The sequence below is a fragment of the Maribacter taeanensis genome (assembly GCF_047345145.1).
GTDB lineage: Bacteria > Bacteroidota > Bacteroidia > Flavobacteriales > Flavobacteriaceae > Maribacter_C.
Genome location: NZ_JBLFER010000002.1, coordinates 148,778 through 166,645, shown reverse-complemented (window position 1 = coordinate 166,645; position 17,868 = coordinate 148,778). Strand labels below are relative to the sequence as shown.

Sequence of the window (17,868 nt, the reverse complement as noted above, 5' to 3'; positions counted from 1 at the left end):
ATCAATATATAAAACATTTACAAAATCTATGGAACAAGCAAAAAGAGTATTCACAATTATTTTAATTGGGGCTTTCTTACAGATATCCTGTCAAGATGATAAGAGTAAAAAAGCGGAACCAGAAATAGTAGAATCTAAAAAAATGGAAAAACAGAATGAAGATTTATTGAGACATGTGGTAATTTTTAAATTTAATGATGACGCAAGTGAAGCTGATGTCGAAAAGTTAAACGATAGTTTTAACGCCTTACCAGATCATATTTCTGTCATAAAAGATTTTGAATGGGGATTAAATGATAGTCCTGAAAATTTCCATCAGGGCTTTACCCATTGTTATATGCTTACTTTTCATTCAGCAAAAGATCGCGATAGTGTGTATACTCCTCATCCAAAACACCAAGAATTTGTGGCAAGTTTACAGCCTTTTGTAGAAAAAGTATTTGTTGTTGATTATTGGGTAAAATAGTCAGTTGTAGAAAAAGTTCAGCAAGAATCGGGTTTTATGACCTTCAAAAGCAACATAAGTTTGTATCATAAAATTCAAAGAAAATGACTGAGCAAGAACAAATTAATTATAATCGCATTGCCGAAGCGATAGATTATATCAGGACAAATTTTAAGGAGCAACCCTCTTTAAACGACATTGCGGAAAGTGTGCATTTAAGCCCTTTTCATTTCCAACGCTTATTTACCGACTGGGCGGGCGTAAGTCCGAAAAAGTTTATGCAGTACATTAGCATCGAGTATGCGAAACAAGTATTGAAAGATAAACAAGCCACATTGTTTGAAACTGCCCATCAAACAGGCCTTTCTGGTACGAGTCGCTTACATGATTTATTTATTAGTATAGAAGGAATGACCCCGGGAGAATATAAAAACGGCGGAGAGAATCTATCGATAAGCTACAGTTTTGCAGAAAGTCCTTTTGGGAATATCATTGTAGCATCTACATCAAAAGGAATTTGCCATATAGCTTTCTTCGATGACAAAAATGATGCATTTACCACATTGCAAAAACGATTTCCAAATGCCATTTATAATCAAGTTGTTGATAAAGCGCAGCAGAATGCACTATTTATTTTTCGACATGATTGGAGCAAACTCGACCAGATAAAATTGCATTTATCGGGTACTCCGTTTCAACTTAAAGTTTGGGAAACCCTACTAAAAATACCCATGGGCGAGTTATCCACTTATGGTACTATTGCTAAAAAAATTGATAAGCCCAAAGCTTCAAGAGCGATTGGAACAGCTATTGGAAGTAATCCCGTTGCATTTTTAATTCCCTGCCATAGAGTAATACAATCATCGGGGAATTCAGGTGGATATATGTGGGGCAACACCCGAAAATCAGCTATCATCGGTTGGGAAGCCGCAAAAATCAACGGATAGCCTTATGGAAAGTTTAAGTTCAAAAATAGCAGCAATAGATTGGCAGAAAGTCACATCAGAAATGCATGAAAAGGGATATGCGATTGTTCCCAATGTCCTTTCTGAAAAACAATGTCAAGAACTTATTGACTTGTACGAGAATCCAGATAGATATCGAAAAACAGTAGTCATGGAACGCTACCGTTTTGGCTTGGGAGAGTACAAATATTTTGACTATCCTTTGCCCAAAATAATTCAGACCATACGGGAAGAAGTATATCCAAAATTAGCCCCAATTGCTAATCTATGGATGAAGGTTTTAAAAATTGATAAACAATTCCCTAAATCATATAATGAATTGCAAGGGCAGTGTCATGATAACAATCAATTAAAACCCACACCACTAATTTTAAAATATGGCAAAGGCGGATTCAACACATTGCACCAAGATTTATACGGAGATGTGTTTTTCCCGCTTCAAACCGTATTTTTCTTAAATGAACCTGATGTCGATTTTGCAGGTGGTGAATTTGTTATGACCCAACAGACGCCTAGGGCACAATCAAAAGCCATTGTTTTAAGGCCTAAAAAAGGTGATATGCTCATTTTTACCACTAATTTTAGACCTGTAAAGGGGAAAAGAGGATATTACAGAGTAAATATGAAGCACGGGGTTAGTGAGTTGCATCATGGGGAAAGGCATACTATGGGCGTTATTTTTCACGATGCACTTAGTTAAGCTATGATTCAGCATAAAGACATATCAGATACCAAACTAAGAACAAAATTAAAAGCAGAAGTAATAGTGTTCGGAGGCAATAAAAATCTGAAAATTTATGGTAAACTTGATTGTAAGTCGGGTCGAAGAATGAAGAGAGAGAATAGAGTTTTCTTTATTTCCGAAAAGGAAGCTCTTCAAAATAACTTTAGACCTTGCGGACATTGTATGAAGACGGATTATAAAAAATGGAAAGATGGAGTTATTTGATATTGATGCAACGATTAACCTCCTTCCTAAGGATGGAACAGTCAACTATTATGGAGAAATATTCAATCAAACGGAAGCGAAGCACTATCTAGAAATATTGCTGAAGACCATTGAATGGCGAAATGACGAGGCAATCATTTTTGGTAAAAAAATAACAACTAAACGAAAAGTGGCTTGGTATGCTGAAGAACCTTTTGAATATACCTATTCAAAAACTACGAAACGAGCATTACACTGGACACAAGAATTACTGGAATTAAAAACTAGGATTGAACAAAAAACAGGAGATGCATTTAATTCTTGCCTTTTAAATCTCTACCATGACGGAAGTGAAGGCATGGCATGGCACAGTGATGGAGAGAAGGACTTAAAGAAGCATGGTGCGATAGCCTCATTGAGTTTTGGAGCCGAAAGAAAATTCTCCTTCAAAAATAAAGAAACCAAGGAAAAAATAGATTTGGTTCTAAAGCATGGAAGTTTATTGGTCATGAAAGGCACCACTCAGAGTAATTGGTTACATCGACTTCCACCAACTAAATTGGTTACAAAACCAAGGGTGAATTTGACTTTTAGAACAATTGAGAAAAGATAATGAAGGGGATAGGAAATACACCACTAATCAAGATTGAAAAACTTGTAGATTCGGAAAGCGCTGAAATCTATGTAAAGTTTGAAGGATCAAACCCTACCGGAAGCATGAAAGACAGAATGGCTCTTTCCATGATAGAAGGGGCTGAAAGAAGAGGTGAACTACAAAAAGGAGGTACTGTTGTCGATTATACAGGAGGAAGCACCGGAAGCTCCTTGGCAATGATATGTTCAGCAAAAGGATATAAAGCTCATTTTGTTTCATCAGATGCGTTTGCTGAAGAAAAATTACAAACTATGAGGGCATTCGGGGCGACATTGGAATTAGTTCCGAGCGCAAACGGAAAAATCACGGCGAATGTTATTGATACAGCCCTTGAAAGGGTGCGAGAAATTGCCAAACAACCGAATACATTTTATACAAACCAATTTAAAAATATAGATAATCGAAATGCCTATCACAAAATGGCGGAAGAGATAATGGATGAATTGGGATGCGAAATAGATGAATTTCTAGCAGGAGTAGGAACTGGAGGATGTTTTTCAGGCAACTCCGAAATTTTCAAAAACAAAATCCCTCAGATTAGATGTATTCCAATAGAACCCTTTAATGTACGAGCATTGTCTGGAGGAGGTACTTCGGGAACTCACAGACTGGAAGGCATGGGAGCAGGTTTTATACCTGAAATATGTAGATTAGATTTAGCGGACCAAATAATAGCGGTAAAAGATGAAGATGCATATGAGACCGCGAGAAAATTGGCGCGGATAGAAGGAATATTTGGAGGAATTTCCTCAGGCGCCAATGTATGGGTCGCCATCCAAAGAGCAAAAATATTAGGAAAAGGGAAAAAGATTGTAACCGTCGTTTGTGATTCGGGTATGAAATATTTACAAGGAGATTTGTACAGATAAATGTTCTGAAGAACATTATGTCTTAAAATAACTACTGCATATTCAATCGAATTTTACCTGTAATAGGCTCTTTAAGAATGCAATAAGCCCTATTTTTGCAAGCTTAATTTCGGAGACCATGAAAAAGTATTTGAATCTTTTCGATTTCAAACAGAAAGTAGACTACAAAACAGAAATTCTTTCTGGTTTGACCGTGGCTTTGGCCTTGGTGCCAGAAGCCATCGCTTTTGCTTTGATTCCCGGTTTTTCTCCTTTAACGGGATTATACGCTGCATTTATTTTGGCCTTAGTAACTTCAATACTTGGCGGTCGCCCTGGAATGATTTCAGGAGCAACAGGAGCAGTAGCGGTTATTTTCGTTGGATTGATTTTAGAATTAAAACGAAACTTTCCCGGAATAGAACCAGAAACAATTTTGAATTATGTTTTTGCAACAGTTATTATTGCTGGACTATTACAGATAGGGGCCGGACTTTTGCGCTTAGGCAAGTTTATTCGCTTGGTGCCGCATCCCGTGATGTTTGGGTTTGTAAACGGACTTGCGATTATCATTTTCATGGCGCAGTTTCCGAATTTCTATCAAAAAGGAACAGAATCACTATTGGAAACTACTCCGTTTGCCATCATGCTCGGACTAACCTTATTAACAATGCTTATTATTTGGGGACTTCCGAAATTGACAAAAGCTGTCCCTTCCTCTTTAGTAGCTATTGTAGTAGTTTCAGCGATTGTTATCGGTTTTGGAGTTGATACCTTGACCGTGGCAGATACTATGGGTGCAGGAGAGACCATTAAAGGTGGATTTCCGCCAATATCCATTCCGCAGATTCCATATACATTAGAATCACTTTGGATAATTCTTCCCTATGCAGGAATCGTTGCCGGAGTAGGATTAATCGAAAGTCTATTGACTTTGAACATAATTGATGAAATCACTGAAACGAGAGGCAGCGGAAATAAAGAATGTGTCGCTCAAGGGACAGCAAATATCCTTTCAGGGTTTTTATCAGGTATGGGTGGTTGTGCAATGATTGGACAAAGTTTAATTAATACCTCTTCTGGAGCGCGCGCCCGTTTATCAGGAATCACGGCTGCAGTAATGCTACTCGTTTTTATCATGTTCGGTTCAAGCCTAATCGAGCGATTACCAATGGCTGCTTTGGTAGGTTTGATGTTTATGGTTGCCATAGGAACTTTTGAATGGGCAAGTTTTAAAACCTTTCGAAAAATGCCAAATTCAGATGTTATAGTAATGGTGTTGGTTACCTTGATTACTGCAATTACACATAATCTTGCGATTGCTGTTTTATTGGGAGTTATTATTTCTGCATTGGCGTATTCTTGGGAAAATGCAAAACGTATTCGTGCAAGAAAGTATATTGATGATGACGGAATAAAGCACTACGAAATATTCGGCCCACTATTCTTTGGTTCAACGACAGCTTTTGCTGAAAAGTTTGATATTCAAAACGACCCTGAAGAGGTGATTATCGATTTTCAGGAAAGTCGTGTAGCTGATATGTCAGGTATTGAAGCTTTAAATAAATTGACGGAACGTTATGCAAAAGCTAAGAAGAAAATTCATTTAAAACATTTAAGTAAAGATTGCATTCGTCTTCTTGAAAATGCGGATGAAATTATAGATGTTAATGTGTTGGAAGATCCAACTTACAAAGTGGTTGTAGATAAAATAAAAAAGGATGGAGATTCGGAAATCACACGTCCTTTTAATATTTGGGAATTATAGTAGAAGTGTCTACGGTTTCTTTTTGGAAGAACTATAACCACCTCCCCATCCCATCCAATATCGTAACGAAATTCGTTTTTGAAATCGTTTGTTTTTTTTCTCGGTTAGACTCTCATCTTTTATCATAATCTGCACATCTTTCATAATAGATTGATTTTAAGGTCTGTTTATTAGAAAGACGATGCAAAAAGAAAAAGGAGGATAAAATTTTGTTAAAAATACAGATGGTAATGTTAATTGCAACGACAACCACAATCTGTTGAAATGAAAATGCCACTTCCTAATGGGCAGGAAATGGCATTTTTATAAAAGTTTTAAGCTCTAAAGGGTTCTCAAATACTCGGCTACTGCTCTAGTCTCATCATCAGTCAAATTCTGATTCAACATAATAGCATTATTATACTCTTTCAACAAGGCTTTTGCAATAGGATCTTCTTTTAACATTCCGTCAGGATTTTTAATCATGTTCATTACCCAAGCCGGACTTCTTTTTTCATAAACACCTTTAAGTGCAGGGCCAATCATACGCTGCTCTGCCATATGACAAGCGGTGCAAATTGCACTGTATTTCGCCTCACCAGCTGCAGCTAATTCCGCGTCAATATCATCTGAAAAGGTAATATCTTTAAAAGGTCCGACACCATCATTATCCATATCAACAGGAACTCCTTCGGCAGCTTCTGCTTTTACTTCTTTTTTGGTACGGTTCATTTCAAACCCGTCTTTTTTTTCTTCCTTTTTTTCACCACAACTGGCAATTAATGCACCAATCGCTAATACGCTCAATATTTTTTTCATGTATGCTGAATTTTCATGCTGAACTTGTTTCAGCATCTGATTGTTTTCCCGACTAAGATAAGGAATAGCTAAAATTATTGGACCTCGTTAAAGAACTTTATCACTCTTTTTTCATTGTACGTGATATTCTTTGACCCATAGTAGCCCACATGACCACCATATTTAGATACCTCTAAATAAAGTTGAGAGTTGGTTTTTGCTTCTTCATGGGGAAAACATTCAGGACCTAAAAAAGAATCATTTGCAGCATTTAAAATAAGGGCAGGCGTCTTAATGTTTGGTAGAAATTGAAGGCAACTGCACTTTTCATAGTAATCCAAAGCATCTTTGAAACCGTGCGCCCTACTGGTATAGACATCATCAAAATCCTTTAAGGTAATCACGTTTTTGATATCAGTGTCGGTAATTTTTTCCGGAAAGAATTTTTGTTTCTCTTTCAGCTTACCCACTAAATTCTTTTTGAATCTGATCGCATAAGGAGTATTTTTTGACTTTAACAACTCCTGGCATGAGCTATATAAACTACAAGGAACCGAAACTGCCATTGCAGCTTTGATTTCTTTCGGAATAATTCTGTCTTCGCCCAAATATTTCAATGTCAGATTTCCACCAAGACTGAATCCCTTGAGAAAAATTTCACTGTAATTCTTACTGCTTAAAATATGTTGAATGACGGCATCCAAATCTTCTGTTGCACCGGAATGATAGGAACGAAATAATCGATTTTGTTCACCACTGCAAGTGCGAAGATTGATGGCACAAACATCAAATCTATTTTGATTGAGTTGCTTGGCGCTTCCGGCTATATAGGCACGCTGAGCGTTGCCTTCAAGTCCATGGATTAGAATGGCAACTTTGCGATAAGGTGAATTTGAAAAGCTCCAATCAAGGTCTAAAAAGTCCCCATCTGGCAAATCGATTCTTTCACGTTTTTGCTCGAAATCAGCGATTTTTCGCCAAATTCCGGCATAAATCGTTGAAAAATGTCCGTTTTTGAACAAAAATGGCGGATTGTAGGAAGAAGAAACAATGGGCATTAGTAAAGAATATTATCCTGTGCTTTAACTTTTTCAGGAAGGTTATCTTCGTCTAACATGTCTCGCAAATCGATTTCTATCGTTTTGCAAAGCGCTGTCATTGGCACATCATTTATTCGACCCTCGAAGGGATCTTCACTATTGCTTCCCACTTTTTCCATAGTAGTAAAAATCCATGATATTAAAACCGAAAAGAAAATCATAAGTGGTAGCAACCACCATTGGGTTGTTTCGATGATTTCTGATAGCTGAGTTTTAAAAACACTTAGTAAACCAAAGGGAAGAAGGAGTACAAAAATCCATGTGAAAAGCGTACTGAAGTATGCATATTGTCTCGGGAAAGGTGTGTTTTTAATGCGTTCGCACTTTCCTTGTAAATTATACATTTCTTCCAAGTTACTATGGAACACCTGTTTGTCAAACTCTGTTATTTTGCCATCCTTCAAAAGCTGCTTTAGGTGCTGCCCTTGATTTTTAATCAAATGCGTGGCTATATTTTTTCGGTTTTCTAAATCCTCATCTTCTTCAGGGCTTAGAAATGAATCCAATCCCGCACAAACGGGATTTCGTTCTCCATGACGGTCAAATAGCTTCTCAACGGATCTATTTTCTTTTATGGAAAAACTTGAAGGTTGACGAAGTTGAATTCTTAGGGCATTAATCCAGGCGATGTGCCGATAAATCAAAATTCTCTTGGTTTCTGGGGTGTCGTCAACAAAGCTCAAAACGTTATTCGCCCATGTTCTGGAGTAGTTTACGATACCACCCCAAATTTTACGCCCCTCCCAAAATCGGTCGTAACTCTGGCTATTTTTAAAACCAATGTAAAAAGCCACCGCGATACCGATTACGCTCAAGGGTTGAAAAGGAATACTGATATGAGTCCACCCTAGAAAATAATAGGCACAAAAAATGGCAGACCCATAAATGGTGAAAAAAAGTAAATTTTTCCATGCATATCGGATGATAATACCCCAACTAATATTTCTTTTTACATACATAGGCTCGTTAATTCGAAGGTTTGATAATTAGGATTATCTGAAGTCTAAAAATACTTAAAAGTTTCATAATTAAACCCCAATTAAAACACGAATACCAACTTTGTTGTAAATTTAAAGATGGCTTTAAGAATAAAGAAATGCGGGCATATCGAGGCAATTACGGAAATCAAAAAACCGCGGGCGTATGAATGTGAGGAATGTGTGAAAAGCGGAAGCACTTGGGTACACCTTCGTACCTGTCAAGAATGTGGTATAACCCTTTGCTGCGATAGTTCACCTAACAAGCATGCCAGTAAACATGCAGTTGCAAAAAGCCATGCTGTTATCAATTCTGCCGAACCTGGTGAGAAATGGCTATGGTGCTATGAACATAAATTAATTGCTAGATATTAGAAAATGACTGATCCAAGATTTCCAGAATTAACACAACGACAAATTAGTGTCTTAAAAGAGAGCGGTGTAATTGAATCATTTGATAAAAATATACGTGTATTTGCCTTAGGAGATTTACAGTATGACTTTTTCGTAGTGTTGGAAGGGGAGATATCTATCGAAGACCCTGCCGATAATAACAATGTGATTGTCGTCCATCAAAAGAATGAGTTCTCAGGTGATAGCGGAATGCTTTCAAATCGAAGTTCACAGTTTCATGCTATTGCAAAAGCCGGAACAACACTTTTAAGGTTAACTCCACTTCAGCTGCGAAGAGCCATTACTCAGCATAGTGATATCAGCGACCTACTTTTGAATGCCTTTCTATTACGTCAACAAACAATATTGAATGAATTTACAGGTGGAATCAAATTATTGGGTTCTGGAAATTCTAAAGAGACCTATTCGATTCGCGATTTTATGGAAAAGAATCATATTTGGTATAATTTTTTGGATGTTGATAAATCGGAGGAGGCTAAAGAACTGCTTTTGAATTTTAACCTTACGGAATCTAATTTACCTATTTTGATTACCAGTGATTCTAAAGTTTGTACTAACCCTACTTTGGATTCTGTAGCAAGAAATTCAGGTGTTTTAATGGATTTTGAAGATAAGGTCTTTGATTTGCTCGTCATTGGAGCGGGTCCGGCAGGCTTAGCGGCAAGCGTTTATGCTGCTTCTGAAGGTTTGGAAGTGGTGACCATTGATAGTAACGCACCTGGTGGACAAGCAGGTAAGAGTTCGAAAATTGAAAACTATCTTGGTTTTCCGACAGGAATTTCAGGGACTGATTTGGCCAATAAGGCCTATGTACAAGCTCAAAAATTTGGGTGTAATATCTCCATTCCCCATAGAGCAAAAAGTATTGAACATACGGGAAAACACTTTGTGTTGCAAGCAACAAACGGTAAAGAAATTAAATCGAAAGCTTTGATGGCGGCGACGGGTGCAAGTTACAGTCACTTGCCTTTAAAGAATATTGAGAAGTACGAAGGCAGTGGTGTTTACTATTCCGCTACCGGAATGAATGCTTCTTCTTGCAAAGATGAAATAGTAGGCGTCGTTGGTGGAGGTAATTCTGCTGGTCAAGCAGCCTTATTTCTCGCAGACCATGCGAAAGAGGTTCATGTGATTCTTCGCGGAGGTGATTTAGGAGCGAAAATGAGTGACTACCTCGTACAACGTATAGAGGCAGCCCCGAATATTTTTGTTCACCTATTCACACAGGTTGTCGAACTTCTTGGGAAGCATCATCTTGAATCAGTCCTCTTGGAAACTAAAGACGGCGAGAAGGTCGAAAAATCAATTACGAATTTATTCACGTTTATAGGTGCCAAACCAGGAACTGATTGGTTGAAAGGTTTGGTGGTAACCGATGAAAAAGGATTCATTTGCACTGGACCAAGAATTAAAGACGAAGAACTTTCCACCTGTGCTATTTTTAGTCATCGAAAACCTCAGTCCTTAGAGACAAGTATCCCGGGATTTTTCGCTGTAGGGGATGTTCGAAAGGGCTCCGTAAAACGAGTTGCATCAGCCGTCGGGGAAGGCTCTATGGCCATAAGCCAGGTCCATCAGTTTTTAGGGGAATTGAACGCACTTCAAACCGAGGAGGTTTAGAAGTCTTATTTGGGATAAGTCTCTAACATTTTATACTGCTCCTCAATTGCAGATTTAAACTCAGATTTCAAACTGTCTATCAATTCAGAAACAGGAACCGAGTCGTCAATCATCGCAGAACCCTGACCGGCCGACCAAATCGTTTTCCAAGCTTTCGCTTCGGTATCGAGTTCTTTTCCAAAGTCTATTTTTCTATCTTTTTTAAGGTCTTCCTCTGTAATTCCTGCGGCTTTCAAACTTGCGCCCAGAAAATTCGCATGTACTCCCGAAATAGCTGCGGTATATGTCACATCACTTGCACCTGCATCTATAATCATTTTCTTGTACTCATCTGGTGCTTTGGCTTCATCGGTATTGATAAAACGTGTGCCCATATAGGCTAGGTCAGCGCCCATTTGCATTGCTGAAGCGATATCGCGCCCCGTACTAATACATCCGGAGAGAAGAATCGTCTTTTTAAAGAATTTTTTAACCTCTGCTACCAAGGTCATTGGGTTAATCGTGCCCGCATGGCCTCCAGCTCCAGCAGCAACAAGGATTAATCCGTCAACACCAGCTTCGGAAGCTTTTTCGGCATGGCGTTTTTTGATGATATCGTGAAAAACCAATCCGCCATAACTGTGAATGGCGTCTACCACCATGGAGACTGCTCCTAAGGAAGTTATGATAATCGGCACTTGATGCTTCACACATAATTTTATATCGGCCTCCAGTCGAGGATTAGTAGGGTGCACAATCAAATTCACTCCAAACGGAGCTGCTTTTTTACCCGTTTCTTCCTCAAATTTTTGAAGCTCAGATTTGATTTCGATAAGCCATTCTTCAAAGCCTTCACTTGTTCTTTGATTCAGTGCCGGAAAGGTGCCGACGATGCCATTTTTACAGCATTCAACAACCAGCTTTGGTCCTGAAATTAGAAACATGGGTGCTGCCATGGCAGGTAAGGATAGGTCTTTGATAAAAGAAGGTTTGTCGCTCATCGATATGAATTTTTAGTAGCTTAAAAATAGGAATAAATAATCAGGCAATTTTCGCCTGCTTTCAAAACTACGGATTTTTAAATTATTATGCATGCATAATAAATGCCAAACGAAGAGCGTAAGCAGCGTGTTTAGATTTGGAAAAAATCCATATATTTGGATAAATTCCTAAAAATGAAACGTTCGGGTACTGCGGATTTATTATTGCATGGTGGAGCCGTGCCGACTTGGCTCTTTAATCGGATGAAGCAATTGGCGCTGCCCATGGTAGAAACCATTATTGAGGAAAAAGGCAAGGAGGATTTTTTAGAACGTTTATCCGACCCGTTTTGGTTTCAAAGTTTCGGTTCTGTTATTGGTATGGATTGGAATTCCTCTGGAGTAACAACAACTGTGATGAATGTCTTGAAACAATCCATAAATCCAGTTTCCAAGCAATTAGGACTTTATGTTTGCGGTGGAAAAGGGAAGCAATCCACAAGAACACCTCATGAGTTACTCGAAGTGGGTAATAAAACCGGACTCGATGGAAACCACTTGGCCAAATGCAGCAAGCTAAGTGCGAAGGTGGATAATACTGCGCTGCAGGATGGATACAATCTCTATTTACATAGTTTCGTAGTTAGCGATACCGGAAGGTGGTCTGTTGTACAACAAGGAATGCACAAATCAAACGGAATGGCACGTCGCTACCACTGGCATTCTGAAAGTTTCAAGTCTTTTGTTGAAGAACCGCATTCCGCGGTTTGCGGAAAAAACCAAGGCGCTATTTTGAACTTGGTCCATAAAGAAGCACTTCCTACCAAGAAAGGTATTTTAGAGATTGCCAATGAGCACCCAGATAAAATATTAAAGGAACTTCCGCATCTTTTGGTACCTGTGTACCATCATATCAAACCAAAGGATGTTGATATGAAACGCTTGGGTAGCATCCTTTGGTTGGCCCAAGAAAATGAGATTCAGCGGTTCGAGGATTTATTATTGCTCAAAGGGCTTGGACCACGAACGCTGCAGTCCCTGACCTTGGTAAGTGAAATCATTCATGGTACACCTTCACGTTTTTCCGACCCTGCGCGATTTGCCTTTGCACATGGCGGAAAAGATGCAACGCCTTTCCCCGTGCCCACCAAAGTGTATGATGAGACTATTGGCACACTAAGAATTACCGTTGACAGAGCAAAAATTGGAAATACCGACAAGCTAAAAGCAGTAAAAAAGTTGACCCAACTAGCTCAAAAAGCGGAAAGAGGGTTTACACCGAATACAAATTTTGATGCTTTAGTGAAAAAGGAAAATGAAGAATCGCACAGATATGGCGGGCGAAGTATTTATGGGTTTGTCAAACCTCAGAAAAGTAAGCAATTGTCTTTGTTTGAAGGATAGCTTACTTCTTTATAGTTCAGAAAAGCTTTATTTTGTAGGGATAAATAATTAAAAAATAGGAGTGAGATAGCATCGTTGATGCTAGTTAATTGTTGGGCATAATCAAAAAATATGGCGATACAAGAACAAATGTTGGAAGAGCTAAAGAACAAAGAAATCTTTGAACAAGCGCGTTCTTGCGCTTATGAATACATAGACGGTATCGAAGTAATGGATGTATTCCCTTCTAAATCAAGTTTGGAGAATATGATTTCTTTTGACCAAACCTTGCCAAAAGAATCGGTTTCCGCCAAGGAAATTATTGAACAGTTACACGAATTTGGTTCACCCGCAACAATTGCTCAAACTGGCGGTCGTTATTTCGGATTTGTAAATGGTGGAGCTGTTCCTGTTTCTTTGGGTGTAAAATGGTTATCAGATGTTTGGGACCAATGTGGTGGGTTGTACTTGACTTCACCAATAAATGCCAAGTTAGAGACTGTATGTGAAAATTGGCTCAAAGAAATTTTCAATCTGCCCAAGGAGACTATTGCAGGTTTCGTTAGTGGAACATCTATGGCTAACTTATGTGGTTTATCCGCGGCAAGATTTCATTTATTAAAAAATTTAGATTGGGATATTAATGAAGACGGTCTTAATGGAGCACCTGAATTAAGAATTATTGCTCACGACCAAGTGCATGCAAGTGTAAAAAAGACCTTAGCAATGCTTGGTTATGGCAAGAAAAGTATAGAGTGGATTCCGTCTGACAATCAAGGAAAATTAATAGTAGAGGAGTTACCTAAATTAGACCGTAGTTGTCTTGTCCTTTTGCAAGCTGGAAATGCCAATACCGGTTCTTTTGACTACTTTGACCAAGTTTGTGATTTAGCAAATGAAGTTGGAGCTTGGGTGCATATTGATGGTGCGTTTGGACTTTGGGCTGCTGCATCAAAATCGCTTTCCCATTTGACCAAGGGAATGGAAAAAGCTTCATCTTGGGCAGTTGACGGACACAAAACATTAAACACACCTTATGATTCTGGAGTTATTTTATGCAGACATCCCGATGTGTTAATAAGTTCTCTGCAAGCAACAGGAGAATATATAATTTATAGTGAACAAAGAGATCCACTTCTTTACACACCTGAACTTTCAAAACGTTCTAGGGCAATTGAGCTTTGGGCTACAATGAAATATCTAGGGACAAAGGGAATTGATGAAATGGTTACTGCTTTTCATTTAAGAGCAAAACAATTAGAAAAAGGTTTAGAAGAAATTGGATTTCAAATCGTAAATGATGTTGTATTTAACCAAGTACTTGTTGCATCCGAGAGTGAGGAAAAAACAAAACTGATAATTGAATACATTCAAAAATCTGGTGAATGTTGGTTAGGAGGCTCTACTTGGCAAGGAAAAGCTGTTATTAGAGTTAGCATCTGTTCTTGGATGACAACTGAAAATGATATTAAAAGAACTATTGAATTATTTAAAACCGCAGAAATGACTGTGTCTAAGAATGGTAACCCTGACATAAACCCATAATGAAGTATATAGCCATTCTCCTCCTTTTAATTTTAGTCAGCTGCAAAAGCGAACCAAAAAATGAAATAAAATCAGAAAACAGTATAGACCAATCCGTTTCTGAAATGTGGAACAATTTCGTCAAATCGAACCCCGAATTCAGAGACAAAGAAATGCCAGAATCTTGGTATTTTCATAATAATAAAGAAGATGCAAATCGGTTAGCGGAATTAACTTTAAGCGGAAAAAAGACAGCTACTACCACCGGTTTATATCGATGGTATAAAGAAGCTGGCGCTGATTTGACAAAAATTGGGACAAAACATATTGTAACCGATTTTGATGGAAAAGCAAAAGTCATAATTGAAATTACCAAGGTCGATACGATTCCGTTTAATCAGATCTCCAAAGCCTATGCCGCAAAGGATATGGGAACGAACACCGAACCCCTCAAAAAATGGAAAAAAGCGCATTGGGACTTTTTTGCAACCGTAATGGAAGAAAACGGAGAAAAACCGACAGAAGATATGCTTATCGTTTTCGAAAGTTTTGAAACAATTTGGACAGAAAAGTAAAATGCAGAATTATATAAAGGAAATACTAAAAAATATGCCTGCCGATTGGTTAAACCTAACCACACATCGGCTAGATATTTACAACGAAGAATTGGCCAAAACACAATTCACAGAACAGTTTGAAGCTTTATTTAATGCTGATAATTCAGAACAATCGGCACTCAGTGAATTACCTACAGCATATGATTATGTTCGCTTGGGGCATCCGTTATCTTGTGTGTTGGAATGGGCTATTGCGAAGTTAAATGATATCAAAGCGGAACGGGTTATCAGTTTTTCATCTAAGACGACTCCGGTTTTAGCTATCCTAAGAAAAAATATTTTAGCGAATAAGAACACTCAAATCGTTTATAAAGGCGAGCTTCCTAATTTTTTCAATGCTGAAGTAATCAAGGGTGTTTATGGGTATCAATTTGAACTCAAAAATGTTGAAAATGTGTCCGCTATATCCAAGTTTGAAGGCAGTACTATTTTTATTTCAGAGGACGATAAGCTTTATAATTTTGATGAGAATTTCCCGATAGCTATCGAGATTGATTTTTTCATCAATACACATTCGCAATTGGGAAGTGTTTTAATCGTAAATGGTGAGCGTAATAAAAATTATATCTCGGAAATTCAGCATGTAAGAAGAAGGGAAACCATCGCCATGACACCAGCAAATTGTTTGCTTGCTTTACAAGAACTGACAGGCGAAGCTGCTTCCAAACTTCAAGAAAGTGCGGAAAACAAGACAAAAGTAATTGAAGTAATCGCAGCGGTTACCGAATCACCAACAAGGGCATTGGTAGGGTCTAGCGGACTGTCCGTTCAATATGCTATTATGATGGGACTAATTCATGATGCGCAAGAAAACCACGAAGGAAAAGTGATTCGGTTTTTGGTTCCACCCAATTGTTATGGCGGAACGAATGACCAAGCTAGACGTGTTGCCGCCTGCCTTGAAAATGTAGAAGTAGTTGATTTGCCTGTAGACGGTGATAACGATATGGTGCAAAGTGTTCATTCCGTTCTGGGTAAAATGGCGGAAGAAGATGCGGTACCGTATATCATAGCTGAAATTCCAACGAACCCTAGAGTTGAAGTTCCAGATCTTGTACAATTAGAAACGGCATTGAGTGCTGTTCGTAAAACACCAACTGGTGAAACCGCTATCACCCCTGTTTTCATATTGGACCAAACCTTTTGCCCGAATTACCATTTTTTAGGAGAAGGAGAAATACTTTCTTCAGTTCGAACGATTTCCTATGCAAGTGGTTCTAAATTTCCGAGTGGCGGAAAATGTACTGCTGGCTATGTTGTCGGAAATAAGAAAACGGAAAACTTGATGGAAAAAATAGAACTCCATCTCAATCTTTGTGATAATGAGGCCACTGCGCTACAATATCAACTACTGGCCGAACAGTTGCCTTCTATGAACCAACGCATTCAGGATGCGTATCAGAACACCCGTGAATTCGTAAACTTTATACAAGATACTTTGCCAGCCGCAAAAATCAATTTTGTATCCGAAGAATTGGCCAATCAAGGTTTTACACCATCAGTGTTTTCATTAGACCTTCCCACAAAAGGGAATACCCCTGAAGAAAGAGAAGCGTTTAAAAGGGACTTGAATCACAAATTAATCCATTTGATGATTACCAAGATTCCTGAAGAAAGCAAATACTGTGTTAGCTACGGACAACTAAAAGGATGTTACTGGACGATACCTGCAACTTCCACGCAGGGCACCACAAAAGAAGGTGATAAAGATTATATTGCCCGCGTATCACTTTCACCGAATCTAGACCTAGAAAGTCATAAGGAGGTCTTTTTGGAGTTTGTTGCAAGTTTCTAGATAAGCATATTATCTTCAACGTTTGTTTGGAATTAAAAAGCGCCAAAAAGTATACAACATTCGAAAATCTGTATAAGGGGTCAAGGCTATTTTCATCCGACCTTTGTCTTATTCTTTTACTCCTTAATGATAGACAAAATGAAAACAAATCAATTTGGTAAAAAAGGGTGGACACCCGTTAGAATTGACAGTTTAAAAGGCAAAACATACGTTATAACAGGCACTACGAGCGGCACAGGATTTGAAGCAGCAAAAATACTGTTGTCAAAGGGAGCAAAAGTGGTGATGCTCAATCGAAATTCAAAGAAATCAGAGGACACCATCACAGCTTTAAAACAAGAACTTGGTAATAGTATAGAGGTGTCGTCCATAAAAATGGATTTGGCCGAACTAGATTCTGTAAAAAAAGCGGCATCAACCGTGCTTGAAACAGTTCCTCAAATAGATGCACTTATTTGTAATGCTGCCATTGCGCAAGTGCCAAAACAAACATTAACCGTTGACGGGTTTGAAAGTCAGCTTGGTGTAAATCATTATGGCAACTTTTTATTGCAAGCGCTGCTTTACCCACGAATTGAGGAATCGAAAGGACGAATAGTTGTGGTAGGTAGTATGGGTTATAATTTGGGTATTAAAACCATACAGTTTGATGATATGAACTGGGATAAGAACTACAGTCCTAATGGTGTATATAGCCAAAGCAAATTGGCGCAGGTTATGTGTGTTTACGAATTACAAGACCGATTGAAAAAGGCTGGTAAAATGGATGTAAAAGCATATGCTTGCCATCCGGGTGCTTCCCGAACATCACTAATTAAGACCAGCGGTAGTTTACTGACGCGCTTCGTTTGGCAATTAATGAAATGGTCTCCATTGGTACAGTCCGCTGAAAAAGGTGCTTATCCTCAATTGATGTGTGCCACGGAGTCAAATCTTGACCAGCATGAGTTTTATGGGCCAACGAAAAGAATGAATACGGTAGGTCCTGTAAGAGCGCATAAATTAGAACCACATGCAAAAGATAAAGCTGTGGCAGAGAAGTTATGGGAAGTATCAGAAAAAGCCATTGGTTTGAAGTGGAATTTATAAATTT

19 protein-coding genes are annotated in these 17,868 nt (G+C 38.4%); 14 read left to right on the top strand and 5 right to left on the bottom strand.

The features are described 5' to 3' along the window. Positions 1 to 28 precede the first annotated feature (28 nt). From ACKWCD_RS06590 to ACKWCD_RS06560, 7 genes are all read left to right on the top strand, one after another. Entirely contained in the window at positions 29 to 466 is a 438-nt protein-coding gene (locus ACKWCD_RS06590; RefSeq protein WP_413983153.1) for a Dabb family protein, read from the top strand. 83 nt (positions 467 to 549) lie between these two features. Further along, a complete protein-coding gene (locus ACKWCD_RS06585) occupies positions 550 to 1,392 on the top strand; it encodes a methylated-DNA--[protein]-cysteine S-methyltransferase (RefSeq protein ID WP_413983152.1) in 843 nt (280 codons plus the stop codon). 4 nt (positions 1,393 to 1,396) lie between these two features. Further along, complete coding sequence (locus ACKWCD_RS06580; RefSeq protein WP_413983151.1) at positions 1,397 to 2,110, top strand: 2OG-Fe(II) oxygenase; 714 nt, start codon at positions 1,397 to 1,399, stop codon at positions 2,108 to 2,110. A 3-nt stretch (positions 2,111 to 2,113) separates the two neighbouring features. Further along, positions 2,114 to 2,359, top strand: coding sequence for an Ada metal-binding domain-containing protein (locus ACKWCD_RS06575; RefSeq protein WP_413983150.1), 246 nt, complete (start codon positions 2,114 to 2,116; stop codon positions 2,357 to 2,359). Then, positions 2,346 to 2,951: an alpha-ketoglutarate-dependent dioxygenase AlkB family protein gene (locus tag ACKWCD_RS06570; RefSeq protein WP_413983149.1), complete on the top strand. Its 606-nt coding sequence runs from the start codon at positions 2,346 to 2,348 to the stop codon at positions 2,949 to 2,951. Before ACKWCD_RS06575 ends, ACKWCD_RS06570 begins: the two co-directional genes overlap by 14 nt. Then, the gene (locus ACKWCD_RS06565) at positions 2,951 to 3,862 is read left to right on the top strand and encodes a PLP-dependent cysteine synthase family protein (protein WP_413983148.1); all 912 of its coding nucleotides are present in this window, start codon (positions 2,951 to 2,953) and stop codon (positions 3,860 to 3,862) included. The genes ACKWCD_RS06570 and ACKWCD_RS06565 overlap by 1 nt, the downstream gene beginning before the upstream one ends. Before the next feature lie 118 nt (positions 3,863 to 3,980). Then, positions 3,981 to 5,609, top strand: a complete 1,629-nt coding sequence (locus ACKWCD_RS06560) for a SulP family inorganic anion transporter (protein ID WP_413983147.1) — start codon at positions 3,981 to 3,983, stop codon at positions 5,607 to 5,609. A 9-nt stretch (positions 5,610 to 5,618) separates the two neighbouring features. Here ACKWCD_RS06560 and ACKWCD_RS06555 read toward each other — a convergent pair whose 3' ends face one another. The 4 genes from ACKWCD_RS06555 to ACKWCD_RS06540 form a co-directional block, all read right to left on the bottom strand. Next, the gene (locus tag ACKWCD_RS06555) at positions 5,619 to 5,753 is read right to left on the bottom strand and encodes a hypothetical protein (protein WP_413983146.1); all 135 of its coding nucleotides are present in this window, start codon (positions 5,751 to 5,753) and stop codon (positions 5,619 to 5,621) included. Between the two features lie 177 nt (positions 5,754 to 5,930). Next, a complete protein-coding gene (locus tag ACKWCD_RS06550; RefSeq protein WP_413983145.1) occupies positions 5,931 to 6,407 on the bottom strand; it encodes a c-type cytochrome in 477 nt (158 codons plus the stop codon). Between the two features lie 74 nt (positions 6,408 to 6,481). Continuing rightward, positions 6,482 to 7,444, bottom strand: coding sequence for a YheT family hydrolase (locus ACKWCD_RS06545; RefSeq protein ID WP_413983144.1), 963 nt, complete (start codon positions 7,442 to 7,444; stop codon positions 6,482 to 6,484). Further along, positions 7,444 to 8,445 (bottom strand): bestrophin family protein, encoded by a 1,002-nt coding sequence (locus tag ACKWCD_RS06540; RefSeq protein WP_413983143.1) that lies wholly within the window; start codon positions 8,443 to 8,445, stop codon positions 7,444 to 7,446. Before ACKWCD_RS06540 ends, ACKWCD_RS06545 begins: the two co-directional genes overlap by 1 nt. 117 nt (positions 8,446 to 8,562) lie before the next feature. On the opposite strand from ACKWCD_RS06540, the gene ACKWCD_RS06535 reads away from it, so the two are divergent. Continuing rightward, the gene (locus ACKWCD_RS06535) at positions 8,563 to 8,838 is read left to right on the top strand and encodes a UBP-type zinc finger domain-containing protein (RefSeq protein WP_413983142.1); all 276 of its coding nucleotides are present in this window, start codon (positions 8,563 to 8,565) and stop codon (positions 8,836 to 8,838) included. 3 nt (positions 8,839 to 8,841) lie between these two features. Continuing rightward, complete coding sequence (locus ACKWCD_RS06530; RefSeq protein ID WP_413983141.1) at positions 8,842 to 10,497, top strand: FAD-dependent oxidoreductase; 1,656 nt, start codon at positions 8,842 to 8,844, stop codon at positions 10,495 to 10,497. Positions 10,498 to 10,502: 5 nt separating this feature from the next. Here ACKWCD_RS06530 and ACKWCD_RS06525 read toward each other — a convergent pair whose 3' ends face one another. Beyond that, a complete protein-coding gene (locus ACKWCD_RS06525) occupies positions 10,503 to 11,477 on the bottom strand; it encodes an NAD(P)H-dependent flavin oxidoreductase (RefSeq protein WP_413983140.1) in 975 nt (324 codons plus the stop codon). Between the two features lie 156 nt (positions 11,478 to 11,633). On the opposite strand from ACKWCD_RS06525, the gene ACKWCD_RS06520 reads away from it, so the two are divergent. From ACKWCD_RS06520 to ACKWCD_RS06500, 5 genes are all read left to right on the top strand, one after another. Next, the gene (locus ACKWCD_RS06520) at positions 11,634 to 12,860 is read left to right on the top strand and encodes a DUF763 domain-containing protein (RefSeq protein WP_413983139.1); all 1,227 of its coding nucleotides are present in this window, start codon (positions 11,634 to 11,636) and stop codon (positions 12,858 to 12,860) included. Positions 12,861 to 12,971: 111 nt separating this feature from the next. After that, on the top strand, positions 12,972 to 14,384 hold the full coding sequence (locus ACKWCD_RS06515; RefSeq protein WP_413983138.1) for a pyridoxal phosphate-dependent decarboxylase family protein: 1,413 nt from the start codon (positions 12,972 to 12,974) through the stop codon (positions 14,382 to 14,384). Beyond that, entirely contained in the window at positions 14,384 to 14,938 is a 555-nt protein-coding gene (locus tag ACKWCD_RS06510; protein ID WP_413983137.1) for an ASCH domain-containing protein, read from the top strand. The genes ACKWCD_RS06515 and ACKWCD_RS06510 overlap by 1 nt, the downstream gene beginning before the upstream one ends. A 1-nt stretch (position 14,939) precedes the next feature. Further along, positions 14,940 to 16,775, top strand: a complete 1,836-nt coding sequence (locus tag ACKWCD_RS06505) for a PLP-dependent transferase (protein ID WP_413983136.1) — start codon at positions 14,940 to 14,942, stop codon at positions 16,773 to 16,775. Between the two features lie 138 nt (positions 16,776 to 16,913). Beyond that, the gene (locus tag ACKWCD_RS06500) at positions 16,914 to 17,864 is read left to right on the top strand and encodes an SDR family oxidoreductase (RefSeq protein ID WP_413983135.1); all 951 of its coding nucleotides are present in this window, start codon (positions 16,914 to 16,916) and stop codon (positions 17,862 to 17,864) included. Positions 17,865 to 17,868: the final 4 nt, after the last annotated feature.